Here is a 16,264-nt window from a genome sequence, read left to right as displayed (position 1 = left end):
GCGCGGCCGGGGCGGCGGGCCGGCGCCGGCGCCGCGCGGTACGGGGCTCGGTGAGGGTCTGCTGGGTCATCGGTTCTCCTCCTCGTTCCAGCGGCTGACCTTGAGGAAGAGCAGCACCATGACGACGACCAGGGCGAAGTTGACGACGGACATGGCCGCGCTCTCGCCGATGTCGGTGTTCTTCAGCTGGTACATGAAGACGGTGGTGGTGGCGGTGTCGCTGCTCGGCCCGCCCTGCGTCATGCCCCAGATGATGGGGAAGGAGTTGAAGACGTTGATCAGGTTGATGACGACACCGACGAGGAAGGCCGGGCGCAGCAGCGGCAGGGTGATCAGGCGGTAGGTGCGCCAGGTGCCGGCGCCGTCGACCTCCGCCGCCTCGTAGAGCTCCGCGGGCACGGTCTGCAGACCGGCGAGCAGGGTGTAGGTGGTGAAGGGGAGCGAGACGAAGACCGCCACGAACATCATCCACGGCCAGGCGGTGGACGGGTCGCCGAGCCAGTCCTTGGGGCCGTCGATGATCCCGAGGTCGACCATCGCGGTGTTGAGGACGCCGGCGGTCTGGTTGAGCATCCACTTGAAGCCGATGGCGGTCATCAGGACGGACGCCGCCCAGGGCGCGATCAGCGCCCAGCGGGTGAGGCGGCGGCCGGGGAACTGCTGGTTGAACAACTGGGCGAGGGCCAGTGAGGCGACCATGGTGATGCTGACGACGACCACGGTCCAGACGACGGTGGCGGTCAGGACGTGTCCGAGGTCGGTCTCGTCGAAGAGCTTGCGGTACTTGTCGAAGCCGGCCGAGCCGCGGACGAAGCCGCTGGTGCTGATCCGCTGGAACGAGGTGTGGACCATCTCGTAGACGGGCCACAGGACGACGGCGATGATCAGCAGGACGGCGGGGCCGATCCAGGGGAGCGGGCCGAGGCGGTCGAGGCCGCGTCGGCGGGAGGCCTTCGGGCCGGGGGCCGGCCCGGCCGCCTTGGTGCGGGAGGGGTTGAGGGACACCGGAGGCGCCTTCCGTGCGCGTGCGGCCTGGGTGCCGCACGGAGCGGGACGGTGGTGGTGCGGGGGCGGCGGCGCTGAGTCAGGGCGGTCCGCCGCCCCCGCGGTCGGGGGCCGGGGCGCCTACTTGGTGTCGGCGGCCGCGGCTTCGGCCTTCTTCTGCAGGTCGCCCAGCACCTTGGCCGGGTCCTCCTTGACGGCGGTGCCGATGGTCTTCTTCATCTCGGCGGAGACGGTGTCCCAGCTGGTCTTGCCGAGCGGGTAGAACTTGGCCTGCGGGAGCAGCGCGAAGAACGGCTCCAGGTCCTTGTGCCTGCCGCTGGCCGTCATCTCGGTCAGGGTGTCCTGGGTGACGGGCATGAGGTTGTAGAGCTCGTCGAACTTCAGCGTGTTCTCCTTGGAGTACGCGAAGTCCAGGAACTGCTTGATCTGCTCCTTGTGGCCGTTCTTCTTGAAGGCCATCGTCCAGTCGGCCACGCCGAGGGTGGACTTGAGCGCGCCGTCCTTGCCGGGGATCGGCGCGACGCCGTAGTCGACCTTGCCGTCGGCGGCCATCTGGATCAGGGACGGGTGGCCGTTGAGCATGGCGGCCTTGCCCGCGGCGAAGTCCGCGAAGGCGGTCTTGCGGTCGGTGGTGGCCGGGTTGGCGTAGGTCAGGCCGGGGTCGACCAGGTTGGTCTTCAGCCACTTGAAGGTGTCGACGTTGGCCGCGCTGTTGAGCGTGTAGTTGCCCGAATCATCGGTGATGGCACCGCCGTTGCCGAACTCCCACATCGCGCTCTCGCCCTGGGCCTCCTCCGGGCCGAGGGGGAGCGCGTACGGGGTGACGCCGGGGACCTTGGCCTTGATCAGCTCGGCGTCCTTCTTGACGTCGTCCCAGCTCTTGGGGGCCTCGGTGATGCCGGCCTGGGTGAACAGGGCCTTGTTGTAGAAGAACGCGCGGGCCGAGGAGACGAACGGTATGCCGTACTGGACGCCGTTGACCTCGCCGGCCGAGGCGAAGGTGGAGATGAGGTTGGCCTTGGTGGCCATCGAGATGACGTCGTCGGCCTTGTAGAGCAGGTCGTCCGTGACCTTGTCGGCGTACCCGCCGGTCTGCAGGATGTCGGGCTCGTTGCCGCTCTGGATCATCGTCTTGACCTGCTTGTCGATGTCGTTCCAGTTCACGACCTGGACATCGACCTTGATCTTGGGGTTGGCGGCCTGGAAGCGCTGGGCGACGTCGTCCCAGTAGGCCTTGGAGCTGTTGCTCGCCTTGTCCCCGTAGTCGGCCGCCACCAGCTTGAGGGTGACCGTGCCGTCCGCTGACGCGCTGTCGCCGCCGCTGCTGCCGCAGGCGGTGAGGGCGAGCGCGCCGACCGTACAGGCGGACAGGAGCGTGAGCGCGCGGTTCTTCATGGGAGACCTCCTCTGGCCCCGGGGGCGATGCCGGGTGCCGGACGTGTTCTTCGAGCCACGGAACGTCGCATCCGGGCTGCTGGGAGGACCGTCGTCAGACCTGCTCGACCGACGGAGAGACTGCGACTTGCTGCGCGAATATGCGCAAATCTAGCAGCAATGAATCATCTTGTGGCGTCTTCTGATGGCTCAGTGTTCATCAGCCGTTCGAGCCGGTCCAGCCCCGTTGCCAGACCGTTGTCAATGCGACACCCACTATCGACCCTTGACGTGTCATCGCGATACACCCCGTGACGAGTCAGCTGCACTGCGCGCCCATGCTCGAAAATTGGCCTGACGAATCACAATCAATCACGCCAAGCGGCCCCGCGTCGTCGTCGCCGGGAGGGGCCTCGACGGCGCGTCCGCCCGGTCCCGGAACCATCGGTCCGAGGCCCCTCCGCGGCGGCCGCCCGTCATACCGGCCAGGGGGCGGGCGCCGTAGACTTCGCGGCGATCGGAAGATCGGCACGGGGAACATCGGGGGACGCTGGTGGAGCTGCGGGACATCGAGATCTTTCTGGCGCTGGCCGAGGAACTGCACTTCGGCCGGACCGCCGAGCGGCTGCACATCTCCCCGGCCCGGGTCAGCCAGGCGATCAGGAAGCAGGAGCGCAGCGTCGGGGCGATGCTGTTCGAGCGCACCAGCCGGACGGTACGGCTGACCGAGGTCGGCCGGCAGCTGCGGGACGACCTGCGGCCGTGCTACCAGGGCCTCCAGGACTCGCTGGAGCGCGCGCGGATGGCCGCCCAGGGGGTGAGCGGGCGGCTGCGGGTCCTGATGATGCCGTTCAACGTCGGCGACCTGCACGTCTACTGGAAGACGTTCCGCAAGCGCCACCCCCAGTGGGAACTGCAGGTCCGGCTGTCGGTCCTGGACGACCCGTTCGGCAAGCTGCGCGACGGCGAATGCGACGTCTTCGTCGCCTGGCTCCCTGTCGAGGAGCCCGATCTGACCGTCGGCCCCACCCTGTTCACCGACCCGCGCATCCTCGCCGTGGCGGCGGACCACCCGCTCGGCGGCCGGTCGTCGGTCCGGCTCGAAAACCTCGCCGACTTCCCGCAGGGCAGCGGCCGGATCGGACTGGACTACTGGGAGGAGGGGTACCTGCCCTTCACCACCCCCAAGGGCCGCCCGATCGAGCGCGCGTACCAGGTGACGCACTCCTCCGAACTGATCGACCTGGTCGCCATGGGCGACATCGTCCAGCCCTTCCCGAGCCACGTCACCCGGTACTGGGGCATGCCCGACGTCCGCTGGTTGCCGATCACCGACCTCGCCCCGCTCTCCTTCGCCCTCGTGTGGCGCACGGAGGCGGAGGACGACGCCATCCGCGCTCTCGCCGCCACCGTCCGCGACCTCGGCGTGTTCGCCTTCTAGGGTCCGCCCGGCGGACCGGTCGGGCGGGTGGTCCGCCGGACGCCCGGAGCGCCTCGGGGCGCCGGGAACCGGGCGACGTACCCGGCGAACGGCGGGACGCTTTCTGGGGTCCGCCTCACGCCGTCCGCGTCACGCCGTCCGCCTCGCGCCGTCCGCCTCACGCCTTTCGCGGCGGGGCCGCTCGGCCCGACCGGATCGTGAAGCCGGGGGTTAACGATCGTTGCGAGAATCGCCGTTGTTCGCTCCCGGCACGGCGATCAGGCTGGACGGCATGAACATCACGTCCACCACCGTGGCGCTGGTGGTCGGTGACCCGGCCGCCTCCAGCCGTTTCTTCACCGAGCACCTCGGATTCCGTGAAGTCCTGCGCACGGACGGCTTCGTCCAGCTCGAACGGGACGACGCCGCCACCGACATCACCCTGGTCCTGTCGGACTTCGCGGTGGCACCGAACCCCCCGCTCGACGGCTACGTGTCGTTCACCGTCACCGGCATCGCGGAGGAGGCGGCCCGCCTGGTCGCGGCAGGGGTGAAGGTGACCGCGCCGCTGACCCTGCAGCCGTGGGGCGCGTGGACGTTCGGGGTGCTCGACCCCAACGGCATCGACGTCCAGCTCGCGGAGTGGAGCGAGCCCGGGGGAGCGGCCCGGTCCTCCGGCGTCCGCACGGGCGAGGGCGGCCGGCCGTGACCGACGTCCATCCGTCGCCGGTCGTCGAAGGGCCCGCCCCCGCCCTGCTGGACCCCGCCGTCGGTCCGCGGGCGCCCGGCGGCGACCGGAAGGCCCTGGGGGGAGGCGACTTCGGGGTGGTCGCCGACACGGTGTTCGGCCTGTTCGTCCCCGCGCCGCGGACGGAGCCGCCCCGGTGCGGATCCTGCCGGCCCTGACCGCCGGACGCTGCGCGCCCGCAGCGCCCTCGCCGTCGCCGCGGCGGCGACCAGCAGCAGCACGCTCACGATCCCGGTCAGGAACACCCGTGACGCCTCCGGGCGGACCGCCGACGACTGCGCTGCCCGTCGGCGGTCCGCCCGTCCCGGCCCCCGGGAGCCCTTGCGTGCAACTTTCGGCTCATCCACAATGATGTGATCTGATCGCAGAGCCCGAGAGTGCTGCACAAGAGTGCAGATCTGCCGCGTCCAGCGCCCTCCCGGGGCCGCCCTGCTCCTCGCCGCACGATCGCCGCAAGAGAGGCTCCATGGACCACGCGAACGCTGCCCACGGCCCGGCGGGCGCCGCATGACCGCCACCCGCACCTCCCTGTCCGGGGCTCGCCTGGTGACCGCCACCGGCACCGTCGACGGCGGACGCCTCACGGTCGAAGGAGCCCTGATCACCGGGTTCGGGGGCACTCCCGAGCCCGGAGACGTGGATCTGACCGGCCACCTGGTCGTGCCCGGCTTCGTCGACCTGCACGTCCACGGCGGCGGCGGCGCCTCGTACACCTCCGCCGACGGCGGGGAGGTGATGGCCGCCGCGCGGTTCCACCGCCTGCACGGGACCACCACCACCGTCGCCAGCACCGTCACCGCCGAGCTGGACGAGCTCTGCCGCCAGGCCGCCGTACTCGCCGAACTCGCCCAGGACGGCGTACTGGCCGGGGTCCACTTCGAGGGTCCGTTCATCGCCCGCGGCCGGTGCGGCGCCCACGCGCCCGCCCTGCTGCGCGACCCCGCCCCCGAACCGCTGCGCCGGCTGCTGGACGCCGCCAAGGGCCACGCCCGCATGGTCACCCTCGCGCCGGAGCTGCCCGGGGGGCTCGACGCCGTCCGGACCCTGGTGGACGCGGGGGTCGTCGCGGCGGTCGGCCACTCGGCCGCGGACTACCGCACGGTCCGCGCCGCCATCGACGCCGGGGCCACCGTGGCCACCCACCTCTTCAACGGCATGCCCGCCCTCGGCCACCGGGACCCCGGGCCGGTCGGCGCGCTGCTGGAGGACGACCGGGTCACCGTCGAGCTCATCAACGACGGCGTGCACGTGCACCCCGCGGTGGTCGGCCTCGTCCACCGCGCGGTCGGTGCCGGGCGGATCGCGCTGGTCACCGACGCGATGAGCGCCGCGGGCATGGGCGACGGCGCCTACCGGCTGGGTCCGCTGGACATCCGGGTCCGCGCCGGCGTCGCGGAACTCGCCGACGGCAGTTCCATCGCCGGCTCCACGCTGACCCTCGACCGGGCGTTCAAGCGGGCGGTGACGGTCGACGGGTTCACTCCCGAGCAGGCCTCGCGGTCGCTCTCCGCGGTGCCCGCCCGACTGCTGGGGCTGGGCGACTCCGTCGGCTCGCTGGAGACCGGCAAGCAGGCCGACCTGGTGGTGCTGGATGCCGCCCACGACGTCGTCGCCGTGATGCAGAAGGGCGTCTGGGTCGCCGGGGCGGGCCATCTGCCGACGCTCCGCGCGACGTCCTGAGGCGGTCGCGCGCGAAGGGGCCCGGCAGCTGCCGGGCCCCTTCGAACGTCGCGCGTGCCGGGGGCGGTCAGACCGAGTGCACGTCCACGCCCTGGGCGATCAGCTGCTCGACGATCTCCTCCGGGGCGTCCTTGTCGGTGATCAGCACCGTGAACTCGTTGACCGCGCAGACCTGCGCGAAGGCGCGGCGGCCGATCTTGGTGGCGTCCGCGACGATGATCACCTTGTCCGCCCGCTCGGCCATGGCGCGGTTGGCGCTGGCCTCGCCCTCGTCGTGGGTGGCGGCGCCGTTCTTGGCGTCCACGGCGTTGACGCCGAGGATGGCGTAGTCGAGGGCGAGGCCCTGGAGCACCATGGTGGCCAGCGGCCCGGTCAGCTCGTAGGAGTTCGGGCGGGCCACTCCGCCGGTGACCACCGTCTTCACGTACGGGCGCACGGCCAGCTCGTTGGCGATGTTGATCGCGTTGGTGACGACGGTCAGCGCGGTTCCGTTGCTGTGTTCGGCGAAGTCGGGCCGGGTCGCGAGCTCCCGGGCGACCTCCGACGTGGTGGTGCCGCCGTTGAGGCCGACCACCGCCCCCGGCGGGATGAGCGCGGCCGCGGCCTTGGCGATCCTGAGCTTCTCGTTCGCCTGCCGGGCGGTCTTGTACCGCAGTGGCAGGTCGTACGCGACACCGCTCAGCACCGCGCCGCCGCGGGTGCGCACCAGCAGCTGCTGGTTCGCGAGCTCGTCCATGTCACGACGCACGGTCGCCGCGGAGACGCTCAGCAGCTCGACGGCCTCGCCGACCTCCAGCCGACCCCGGTCGCCCAGGATCTCCAGCAGACGCGTCCACCTCTCGTGCGTCCCCATGGTCTCTCCCTTACATGTCGTGTCGGCAGGTGAAGCCTATCGCGGGCGCAGTGACCGAACCGCCAGAGATCGTGCATCTCTGTGATTGGATTAGCTAGACAGTTATCATATTCGATCACGGGGAGCAGGTGGAGATCACGGCTGCGGAGAACCCCGTCGCCCCCCACACCGAGGTCCCGAGCGCCGTGGTGATCGGGCTGGAGGTCGGCGTCGCACAGATCCGGGCCGTCGCGATGGCGCCGGACGGCTCGCTCGTGCACAGCGGCCGGCGGCCGACCCGCGCCGACCGCGGACCGGACGCCGTCCTGGAGACCGTCCTGGAGTACGCCACCGACCTCGCCCGGCACCACGCGCCGTCGGCGGCCGGCATCGCGGTGCCCGGCCTGGTCGGTGAGGCGACCGGCACCGCCGTCTTCGCCGCCCACCTGGGCTGGCGCGAGATTCCCGTCCGGCGCTGGCTGGCCGAGGAACTCGACGTCCCGGTGGCCTTCGGCCACGACGTCCGCGCCGGTGGCCTGGCCGAGGCCCGGCTCGGCGCCGGCCGCTCGTGCCGCTCCTTCCTCTACGTCCCGGTCGGTACCGGCATCGCCGCCTCGATGGTGCTCGACGGGCACGCGCCGGGCGGCGACGGTGAACTCGGCCACGTCGTGGTCCGCCCGGGCGGCGAACCCTGCCCCTGCGGCGGCAACGGCTGCCTGGAGACGATCGCCTCGGCCGCCGCGATCGCCCGCCGCTACCGCCTCGCCACCGGCGAGTCGCGCGTGACCGCCAGAGACGTCCAGGTCCGGGCCGCGGCGGGCGACGGGACGGCCGCCGCCATCTGGCAGGAGGCCGTCGAAGGCCTCGCCGAGGTCCTGGCCGCCGCGGTCGGCGACACCGCCCCCGAACGGATCGTCATCGGCGGCCCCCTGTCCCTCGCCGGGCGGACCTACCTCGACCCGCTCCGGAAAGCCCTGTCCGAGCGCCTGACCTCCCCGGACCCACCCCGCATCGTCGCCTCCGCCCTCGGCCGCCGGGCCGCGGCACTGGGCGCGGCCCTGCTCGCCCAGGACCTGCGCCCACCCCGTCACCCGGCCGGCGCGGAGGCCGCCGGGCACCACTCCGCGTAGCCGGGGGGTGGCGAGACGCCGAACTCCCCATCGCCCGGAGTCCGGTACCGGTGGACGTGTCCGGCCGCGAACGAGGGTGCCGGGGGCGGGTGACGAGGGGGCAGGTCCGGGGTATTCACGTAACGGTTGGCCCCAGGGTCTTCCTAAACGATCGTCGGAGCCACTAGACCCGAGGGACAAGCCGCGACGAAACGAGCAGGACGATGACGAACCCACCCCCCGGCTACGGCTACCCGTCGGACGAGAACCCGTACGGCAAGCAGCCGCCGCCGGCGCAGCCGGGCTACGGGGCCCCGCAGGGCCCCTACGACCCGCAGCCCGGCGCCGCCTACCCGCCGCCCGGCTACACCCAGGGCGCTCCTGGCTACCCGCCGCCCGCGCAGGGCTACCCGCAGGGCGGCGGCCAGCTCCCGCCGTGGGTCGGCCCGGCAGGTCCGTACGGACCGCCGCCGCCCGGCAGCCGGACCCTGGCCACCCCGGCCGACCGCTTCCTGGCCCGTCTGATCGACCTGGGCGTGCTGCTGATCCCGTTGATCGTGATCCAGCTGGCCTTCACGACCGTGGCGGGTTCGATCCTGGCCGCCGTCATCGGCGCGCTGATCGTCTTCGCCTACGAGGCGGCGATGATGCTCAGCCAGGGCCAGCAGACCGTCGGCAAGAAGGCGATGAAGCTGCGGGTGGTCTCGGCGACGCACGGCGGCCGCCCGAGCGACAACGAGCTGTGGACCCGCAGCGCGGTCTACGGCCTGCCCCAGGCGGTCTACTGCGTCGGCTCGGTGTTCTCGCTGGTGAACGTGTTGTCGCTGCTCTGGGACAAGCCGCTCCAGCAGTGCTTCCACGACAAAGCGGCCAAGACCGTGGTGGTCAAGGAGTCCTGACCGCGGGCCGGTCCGCCCGGCGGGCCTGATGGAGCCCGGTCGCCCCGATCGCAGTCGGCGGCGACCGGGCTCCGTGCGTTCTGGTCGCACCGGGCAGCCCGGCAGCACGCCCCGACGAGGTCAGCTCGGGGCGGACGGGGCGAGGGGCGCTTCGCCGGCCAGGAGCCGGTCCTCGCACCAGGCCACCGCGTCGTCGCGGCTGGTGAAGGCCTGCCAGTCGGGGTGCCCGTCGGCCGCGGCCAGGAACGGCTCCTGGGCGGCGACGACGATCCGGTGGCCCCGCTGAGCGATGTCCGCCAGACCGGCGGCGAGCATCGCGGCGGAGCCGGGGCGGATGCCGGTGACGGCCATCAGGTCTAGCACCAGCCAGCCGGGTGTCGCGGGGACGGCCCCCTCGACGGCGCCCAGCAGCTGCTCGGTCTCGGTGAACTCCAGCTCGCCCTGGGCGCCGACGGCGATGATGCGCTGCCGGCTGCGGTTGAGCAGCGCGGTCTGCTCCGGGCTGCGGGTGCGGGAGGAGCGCGCGCCGTGCCCGGTGTCGGTGACGGTGGCCGTCAGGTGCACCGGTGCGTGCATGAGGTGGAGGGTGAGCCGCTCGGACATCGCGGTGAGCGCGGCCACGCCCCGCACGGAGTTGCCCTCCCGGTCCAGCGGCGGGCTGTAGACCGCGACCCCGAACCGGCCCGGGCTGGCCGCGATCAGCCCGCCGGCGACCCCGCTCTTGGCCGGCAGCCCGACGTTCAGCAGCCACTCCCCGGCGCCGTCGTACATCCCGCAGGTGGCCATGACCGCCAGGGTCCGCACCGCCACGCTCCGCTCCACGACCCGCTCGCCGGTGACCGGGTTGCGGCCGCCGTTGGCCAGGGTCGCGGCCATCACCGCGAGGTCGGCCGCGGTGACCAGGACGGAGCACTGGCGGAAGTAGGTGGCCGTCACGGCGTACGGGTCGTCGGTCAACGAGCCGGCCGAGCGCATCAGGTAGGCCAGCGCGCGGTTGCGGTCGCCGCTGGCGGCCTCGGAGGCGTACACCTCCTCGTCGTAGCCCAGTCGGCGGCCGGCGAACGCGGACAGGCAGTCCAGGATCCGGGCGGACCGCGCCTCGGGGTCGGCCGCCGCGACCAGGGCGGTGGTGGCGATCGCGCCGGCGTTGACCATCGGGTTGGCCGGGCGCCCGGTGACCGGCTCCAGGCTGATGGCGTTGAAGGCCTCGCCGCTGGGCTCGGCGCCGACCCGTCGGAGCATCTCGTCGGGCCCGAGGTCGGTGAGGGCCAGTGCGTAGACGAAGGGCTTGGAGACCGACTGGATGGTGAACTCGGTGTCGGCCTTGCCCGCCTGGTAGCGGCGGCCGCCCATGCTGGTGAGGGCGATCCCGAAGTCGTCGGGGTCGGCCTGGGCGAGCTTCGGGATGTAGGAGGCGACTTCGCCGTCCGTCAACCCGCTGATCCGCCGGTGCAGTTCGTTGAGCGCCTTCGTCACCGGGTCCATGCGCGCACCCCTTCCGTTCCCGTTCCGCCGTTCCGGGCTCCCGGGCCCCAGGGCGCCTGCTGCCGCTGCCCACCGGGAGGCCCACCGGCCGGATGGGGCCGGCCGAAGCCGCGCTCAGCAGCATGCCAGGGGCGCGGCCCGCACCCGCCCGCGACGCACCGGCGGCGGTCGCCGCCCCGCCGACCCGCCGCCCCGCCGACCCGGGGGGCGCCGGTGCCCGGCGCGCCCGGTGCACGGGGCCCGCTCGGGCGCGGCAGCCGTTCAGCGGGTGCCGGGAACGGACGCTGACCGGCCTTGGTGTGATGAGCCCTCTATTCGGGACATCTCGCGGAAGGCTGTCCGGATCCCCCCGGCAGGCCCGATCCTGGACGGACGAGTGGTCACCCACCCCGGGGAGTGCCGAGTGTGGTCCGCAGCTGTCTCCTGGCCCCTGCCCGAGGGTGCCCCGGGCCCGTGGCAGGACGTGCTCTTCCGGGCCCTGCTCACCGTCGTCGTCCTGTCGGCCGCCCAGGAGCCGCTGCGCGGGCTGGGAGTCGGTGCGACCTGGCGGCCGGGCACGCTCGGCGCGCGGGTGGGCGACCGCCTCGTCGGGCCCGCGGTCCGGACCGTCCTCGCCGCCGTGCTGGTGCTCGCCGGGTGCGCGTTCACGGCCGGTCTCCTCCCGGTGGCGGCGACGGCGGCCATGGCCGCGGTCTTCGTGCCGGTCACCACCGTCCACCTGTCGCAGGAGTTCGCCGGGTACGTCACCGAGGACGACGACGGCACCCGCCACTTCAAGGTGCACCACCACCTCCACCTGACCGGGATGGCGCTGCTCGCCATGGCGGGTGCCGGGCTCGCCGCCGCTCCCGGCGCCGACCCGCACCGGGTGACCGCGTCGATGGCCGGAGGGCTGTGGGGGGCGGTGGCGGCCCACTACTTCGTCTCGGCCGTCTCCAAGGTGCGCAAGCGCGGGCTGCGCTGGCCGGACCGCCGGCTCTTCCCCTTCTACCTCACCCTGTTCGACCGGTTCCGGACCGGGGACGGCGAGCGCGTCCGGGACGCCGGCCCGGTCCGCCTCCTGGTCCGCCGGCCGGGCGCGGGCGTGCCGCTCCTGTGGGCGACGCTGCTGCTGGAGGCCGGCACCCCGCTGATGCTCGCCGGGTTCTGGCCGCGCGCGGCGATCGGTCTGGGCCTGGTGCTCTTCCACCTGGGCTCGCGGTGGCTGCTCGCGGTCGACTTCCGGGAGAACGCCATGCTGGCGGGGCTGGTCGCCCTGCCGCTGCCGGCCGGTGCGGGGCCGGGCCTCACCCCGGACTGGACGGGCCCGGTGGCGTTCGCGGTGTGCGCGGTGCTCTCGTTCGCCCTGGACGACCGGGTCTACCCCTTCTCGAACCTGCCCATGTTCGCGGACGCCTACCGCCCCTCGCCCGTGGTCACGCTCCGCTGCTCCAACGGTGCGGACATCCTGCCGGCCCCCGCGACGGCGGGCTGCTCCACGGCCGGACTGTCGCGCGAGTACGCCGCCGCGGACGGCGATCCGGACGCCTTCTGCGCACGGGTGCGCGAGCGGGTGGCCGCCACCGGAGCCGTCCTCCCGGCGGACACCGCGGTGTGGGTCGAGACCGTCGACGTCACGCCCGGCGGTACGGTCGCCGCGGCGCTGCGCCGGCTCCGGCCGCTCGCGCCGGTCGACGAGGAGCGGGAGCCGAGCCCGGGCCCGGGCGCGTGACCCGCCGTCGGGCCGGGGCCCGGGCGCGGTGCTCCGGCCCGGTGCTCCGGTCCGAGCACCGGCCCGGAGGCCCGGCCCGGTGGGCAGGTCAGCGCCGGGGCTTGTGCGCGAACACCCAGCGGTTGCCCGCCAGCGCGTCGTTCTGCTCGGGCAGCGGGCCGCGGCCGTGCCGGTGGGTGAACTCGAAGGGGGTGCTGACGGAGGTGGTCCAGCCCCGATCCGCCAGGGCGCCCGCCGAGTCGGGCCGGGGTTCGAGGTTGAACAGGGTGAGCAGGTCGATCCCGATCTGCTCCCTCGTCGCGGTGTAGAGCGGGCTGTCGCGGTACCGCAGCAGGTCCGGTTCGAGCTTGGCCTCGTACGCCAGGGCGCTGCCGCCGGTGCTCAACCGGTCCACCGCGCCGACGAGGTGCGACTCGACGGCGCTGGGCAGGTAGAACAGCAGCCCCTCGGCCAGCCAGACGCTCGGGGCGGCCGGGTCGAAGCCCGCGCCGGTCAGCGCCCCGACCCAGTCGGCGCGCAGATCGGCCGGGACGGGGACGCGCGCCGCCCTCGGGACGGCGGACAGCCCGTCGAGGACCCGGTGCTTGAACGCCAGCACCCCGGGCCGGTCGATCTCGAAGACCACGCAGCCGGGCGGCCAGTCCAGCCGGAACGCCCGTGCGTCCAACCCGGCTCCGAGCAGTACCACTTGGCGGGCGTCGGCGCGGACCGAGCGCAGCAGGAAGTCGTCGAGGACCCTCGTTCGCAGACCGAAGTAGCGGGCGAACCGCCCCCAGAGCGGGTTCGCGTCCCCGCCCGGGGCCTCCCGCCCCCGGACCGGCCAGCCCGCGGAGGCCGGGGCGGCGCGCACGAAGTGCTCCGCGAAGGCGTCCTGGGCCAGGCTGTCCCGGCGGTGGGTCTCGATCGCCCGCGCGGCGGCGACCAGCAGCGCGGTGACCCCGACGCCCCCTTCCACGCCGCTGTTCCGATCCGTGGTCTCGGTCATGCGTCCCTCCCTGGGGTGAAGCCCTACCGCGAGGGCGTGGTCGAGGACGGCGCTTCCGTCGCCGGCCCGGGCACCGGGTGGCCGGCGGTGCGGGGCGTCGGCGTGGTGCGGGCCGGCGGCGCGGCACGGCGGCGACGCAGCGCCGCGCCGACGACCTTCCGCAGGACGGAGGGCTGGAAGAGCAGGGTGGGCGGCGCGACCATGTTGGCGACCCGGACGAACCGGGACCACACCTCCGGGTCGTGCACCGACACCGTGAAGACCTGGGAGTTGTACCAGTGGGCCACCCGGGCCGGCAGCGGCCGCTCGTCCGGGTTCCACATCAGGTCCGAGTTGCTCGACAGCGTCCAGGGCACCAGCAGCACGCGGGCCAGCCGGCGCTGGAACCGGCGGCCCAGTCCGTCCAGTCCCTCGCCCCCGGCCCGGCGGGCGGCCAGCATCCGCTGCAGGAGCCGGGCCTCCAGCGCCGCCACGGTGAGCCCCTGCCCGTACACCGGGTTGAACACGCAGACCGAGTCGCCGACGGCGAGCAGGCGCTCGGGCCAGTCCCTGACCCGGTGGTACTGGCTCCACTGGTTGTTGGGATTGACGTACCGGCGGGTCGGCTCCGGACGGGTGCGGCGCTCGATCAGCTCGGCCAGCAGGGGGTTCGCCAGGCTCCGGGCGAAGTCGAGGTACCCCTGGTCGTCGGTCGGCGGCACCTGGTCGTCGAAGCCGAACAGCGAGCACGTCCAGCGGTTCCGCTCGACGGCCAGGATGACGCCGCCGCGCGGGATGCCCGGCGCGAAGGTCATCTGGTAGGCGGCGTCGAAGTCCGGGCGGTCCCGCTCCGGCCGGGCGAAGACCATCGAGGTGTAGGTGATCTTCGCCTTCACCACCCGCGGCGCGGGCACCCGCACGCCCAGGGAGTCGAGCCGGCCGTCCAGCCCGCCGGCGCGCCCCGAGGCGTCGACCACCAGGTCCGCCGCCAGGGTGGCCGGCTCCTCGGCGCCGGCCACCCGGTACACCACCCCGGTCACGGCCCCGGGACGCTCCGCGAGCAGGCCCTCGCAGCGTGCCGGGGCCAGCAGCCTCACACCGGGCAGGGCCAGCACCCGGCGCCGCAGCCGGCGTTCCAGCTCGTCCCGGGTGAACGACTGGATCAGCACGCCCGTCGGGTGCCGCGGGGCGAAGCCGGCCGGCTGCAGGAAGCTCATCCGCTCCCCGTAGTCGTAGACCGGGGCGCCGAGTTCGCGCAGTTCCTCGCGCAGGCCCGGGAAGAGCGTCTCCAGCACCTCCGCGCCCCTGGCCAGCATGGCGTGCGCGTGGTGGCCCTGCGGGGCGTGCGGGTGGACGCCGGTGTGCTCGTCCACCTCGTCCCGCTCCAGGAGGACGACCTCGCGGAAGCAGTCGGTCAGCACCCGCGCCGTGACGAGACCGGCGTACCCGCCGCCGATGACCACGGCCCTCTCCCAGCGGCGGTCCGACTCGTGCGCCCGCGTTCCCATGGACCCCTCCTCCGACGGCCCGGTGCCCGTCTCCCGCACCAGGGTGCAGGCGCGTCGGGACGGCTGACCAGAGCGCCGCCCGCCCACTGCTTCCACGCGCCCCCAGCGTGCCCCGTCGCACTCCGTCGGTCGTACCGCGGCCGCCGGGGGTCCGTCCGGGCGGGGCGGCGGGGGTCGGAGAGCCGTCCCGCGTCGTCCTGCCTGAGGATCCGGTCCTCGGTCTCCGGAGGTGCCCGCGTCCGCCGGGTGAAGGAGACTGTGCCGCGGAGGAGTTGGGTGAATCCATGCGGGCCGGGCGGAACCCCGGTCGCCTCGGCCGGCCCCTCGCCGCCCGACCGGCTCGCCAGAGTGGGTCGCCGGCTGCTCCCAGCCGACGAGGATACGAACGCCGCGCGGCCGACGCCACCGCGCTGTTCCCCGACACCGTGCCCGTGCTCGGCGCCACCTCCCTCACCGGCGCCGGCCGCGACCCGGCCGACTTCTTTGTGTCATCCGCCAGTACGGCCGTCGCACCGCGCGGAGGAGACTCGTCGCCACGGCCCCGGCGGGCCTCCACCCGCCGCGTCCGGCGAGCCGGAGTGGCCGCGTGCCGGACGAAGCACGGGCGAAGGACAGAAGGGGGCGGCACGTGAGCGTGCAGCAGTACGACGGGATCGGCGAGGCGTTCGAGGGTTTCAAGTCCCTGCCGCTGATGCGTTACGGGGAGGTGCCGAGCTTCCTCGGCATGGTCGGGGACGTGAAGGGCAGGTCGGTCCTCGACCTGGCGTGCGGCACCGGCTTCTACAGCAGGGAGTTCAAGCGGCGCGGCGCCTCCGAGGTGTTCGGCGTCGACATCTCCGTCGAGATGATCGCCGCCGCGCGGGACATGGAACGGCGTGAGCCGCTGGACGTGCGCTACGAGGTCGGCGACGTCGCCGAGTTGGCGCCGCTGGACCGGCGGTTCGACCTCGCGCTGGCCGTGCAGTGTCTCAACTACGCCGAGTCCGTCGGGCAGTTGGAGCGGATGTGCCGCAACATCCACCGGAACCTGGTGCCCGGCGGCGAGTTCTTCGTGTTCGCCCAGCGGCCCGACTACGCGTTCGACTGTCCGTCCCTGGAGCGGTACGGGTTCCGCTGCGAGCCGACCGGTGAGGAGGCCGGGACCGGTCCGCGGGTGCGGGTCACGGCGCTCCTCGACCCGCGGCCGATCAGCATCGTCAGCACCGTTCCGCGTCGCGAGGTCTACGAGGAGTGCCTGCGGGCGGCCGGATTCCGTGACCTGGAGTGGGTGCCGATCCAGGTGTCCGAAGCCGGCCTCCGCGAGTTCGGCGCGGAGTTCTGGGCGGACCTCCTGGCCAAGCCGCCGCTGGTGATGCTGCGCTGCCGTGCCTGAGGTGCGTGCCTGAGGTGCGTGCCTGAGGTGCGTGCCTGAGGTCGCTGTCGGGTCCGGCGCCGGAGAAGCTTCGGCGCCGGACCCCCGGCACTCCGGCCCACAGAGCGGGGGGGGGGGACCGGTCTCTTATAAACAACTGAAGCTGCCGACGAATATG

14 protein-coding genes are annotated in these 16,264 nt (G+C 73.3%); 8 read left to right on the top strand and 6 right to left on the bottom strand.

The genetic code is table 11. The features are described from left to right. Positions 1-66: 66 nt before the first annotated feature. The gene (locus tag ACFWA9_RS30795; RefSeq protein WP_380391361.1) at positions 67-1,005 is read right to left on the bottom strand and encodes a carbohydrate ABC transporter permease; all 939 of its coding nucleotides are present in this window, start codon (positions 1,003-1,005) and stop codon (positions 67-69) included. Between the two features lie 120 nt (positions 1,006-1,125). After that, entirely contained in the window at positions 1,126-2,400 is a 1,275-nt protein-coding gene (locus tag ACFWA9_RS30790; protein ID WP_380391358.1) for an extracellular solute-binding protein, read from the bottom strand. Between the two features lie 532 nt (positions 2,401-2,932). Here ACFWA9_RS30790 and ACFWA9_RS30785 point away from each other — a divergent pair. The 4 genes from ACFWA9_RS30785 (at position 2,933) to nagA (ending at position 6,227) form a co-directional block, all read left to right on the top strand. Further along, complete coding sequence (locus ACFWA9_RS30785; protein ID WP_329485510.1) at positions 2,933-3,820, top strand: LysR family transcriptional regulator; 888 nt, start codon at positions 2,933-2,935, stop codon at positions 3,818-3,820. Between the two features lie 271 nt (positions 3,821-4,091). Continuing rightward, on the top strand, positions 4,092-4,508 hold the full coding sequence (locus tag ACFWA9_RS30780; protein ID WP_329485508.1) for a VOC family protein: 417 nt from the start codon (positions 4,092-4,094) through the stop codon (positions 4,506-4,508). Beyond that, entirely contained in the window at positions 4,505-4,705 is a 201-nt protein-coding gene (locus ACFWA9_RS30775; protein WP_359808834.1) for a hypothetical protein, read from the top strand. The genes ACFWA9_RS30780 and ACFWA9_RS30775 overlap by 4 nt, the downstream gene beginning before the upstream one ends. Positions 4,706-5,054: 349 nt before the next feature. Beyond that, positions 5,055-6,227, top strand: a complete 1,173-nt coding sequence (nagA, locus tag ACFWA9_RS30770) for an N-acetylglucosamine-6-phosphate deacetylase (protein ID WP_380391354.1) — start codon at positions 5,055-5,057, stop codon at positions 6,225-6,227. Between the two features lie 67 nt (positions 6,228-6,294). On the opposite strand, the gene ACFWA9_RS30765 is transcribed toward nagA, so the two are convergent. Next, positions 6,295-7,080 carry a DeoR/GlpR family DNA-binding transcription regulator gene (locus ACFWA9_RS30765; RefSeq protein ID WP_352286541.1) on the bottom strand — a complete coding sequence of 262 codons (786 nt, stop codon included), beginning with the start codon at positions 7,078-7,080 and terminating at the stop codon, positions 6,295-6,297. 128 nt (positions 7,081-7,208) lie between these two features. Here ACFWA9_RS30765 and ACFWA9_RS30760 point away from each other — a divergent pair, with 128 nt between their 5' ends. Together ACFWA9_RS30760 and ACFWA9_RS30755 are read left to right on the top strand one after the other, a co-directional pair. Further along, positions 7,209-8,189: an ROK family protein gene (locus tag ACFWA9_RS30760; RefSeq protein WP_380391351.1), complete on the top strand. Its 981-nt coding sequence runs from the start codon at positions 7,209-7,211 to the stop codon at positions 8,187-8,189. A 203-nt stretch (positions 8,190-8,392) separates the two neighbouring features. After that, positions 8,393-9,067 carry an RDD family protein gene (locus ACFWA9_RS30755; RefSeq protein WP_380391349.1) on the top strand — a complete coding sequence of 225 codons (675 nt, stop codon included), beginning with the start codon at positions 8,393-8,395 and terminating at the stop codon, positions 9,065-9,067. A gap of 120 nt (positions 9,068-9,187) precedes the next feature. On the opposite strand, the gene glsA is transcribed toward ACFWA9_RS30755, so the two are convergent. After that, complete coding sequence (gene glsA, locus ACFWA9_RS30750) at positions 9,188-10,552, bottom strand: glutaminase A (protein ID WP_352286547.1); 1,365 nt, start codon at positions 10,550-10,552, stop codon at positions 9,188-9,190. Between the two features lie 403 nt (positions 10,553-10,955). On the opposite strand from glsA, the gene ACFWA9_RS30745 reads away from it, so the two are divergent. Continuing rightward, positions 10,956-12,263, top strand: a complete 1,308-nt coding sequence (locus ACFWA9_RS30745) for a hypothetical protein (RefSeq protein ID WP_380391346.1) — start codon at positions 10,956-10,958, stop codon at positions 12,261-12,263. Between the two features lie 88 nt (positions 12,264-12,351). Here the strand turns inward: ACFWA9_RS30745 and ACFWA9_RS30740 are convergent, their stop codons facing one another. Both ACFWA9_RS30740 and ACFWA9_RS30735 read right to left on the bottom strand, forming a co-directional pair. After that, positions 12,352-13,248, bottom strand: coding sequence for a class I SAM-dependent methyltransferase (locus tag ACFWA9_RS30740; RefSeq protein WP_380391343.1), 897 nt, complete (start codon positions 13,246-13,248; stop codon positions 12,352-12,354). A 23-nt stretch (positions 13,249-13,271) separates the two neighbouring features. Then, positions 13,272-14,735 (bottom strand): FAD-dependent oxidoreductase, encoded by a 1,464-nt coding sequence (locus ACFWA9_RS30735; protein WP_380391340.1) that lies wholly within the window; start codon positions 14,733-14,735, stop codon positions 13,272-13,274. Positions 14,736-15,363: 628 nt separating this feature from the next. Between ACFWA9_RS30735 and ACFWA9_RS30730 the strand changes: the two genes are divergently transcribed. Continuing rightward, on the top strand, positions 15,364-16,107 hold the full coding sequence (locus tag ACFWA9_RS30730) for a class I SAM-dependent methyltransferase (RefSeq protein ID WP_380391338.1): 744 nt from the start codon (positions 15,364-15,366) through the stop codon (positions 16,105-16,107). Positions 16,108-16,264: the final 157 nt, after the last annotated feature.

Origin of the sequence: Kitasatospora sp. NPDC059973 (assembly GCF_042737525.1) — a bacterium.
In the GTDB taxonomy this organism is placed as follows: Bacteria; Actinomycetota; Actinomycetes; order Streptomycetales; family Streptomycetaceae; genus Kitasatospora.
This window is presented reverse-complemented; position numbering and strand designations above follow the sequence as displayed.

Coding starts and splice junctions, on each gene's coding strand:
- nagA (WP_380391354.1), top strand. CDS start 5,055: ATGACCGCCACCCGCACCTCCCTGTCCGGGGCTCGCCTGGTGACCGCC.
- glsA (WP_352286547.1), bottom strand. CDS start 10,552: ATGGACCCGGTGACGAAGGCGCTCAACGAACTGCACCGGCGGATCAGC.
- ACFWA9_RS30790 (WP_380391358.1), bottom strand. CDS start 2,400: ATGAAGAACCGCGCGCTCACGCTCCTGTCCGCCTGTACGGTCGGCGCG.
- ACFWA9_RS30740 (WP_380391343.1), bottom strand. CDS start 13,248: ATGACCGAGACCACGGATCGGAACAGCGGCGTGGAAGGGGGCGTCGGG.
- ACFWA9_RS30755 (WP_380391349.1), top strand. CDS start 8,393: ATGACGAACCCACCCCCCGGCTACGGCTACCCGTCGGACGAGAACCCG.
- ACFWA9_RS30765 (WP_352286541.1), bottom strand. CDS start 7,080: ATGGGGACGCACGAGAGGTGGACGCGTCTGCTGGAGATCCTGGGCGAC.
- ACFWA9_RS30735 (WP_380391340.1), bottom strand. CDS start 14,735: ATGGGAACGCGGGCGCACGAGTCGGACCGCCGCTGGGAGAGGGCCGTG.
- ACFWA9_RS30780 (WP_329485508.1), top strand. CDS start 4,092: ATGAACATCACGTCCACCACCGTGGCGCTGGTGGTCGGTGACCCGGCC.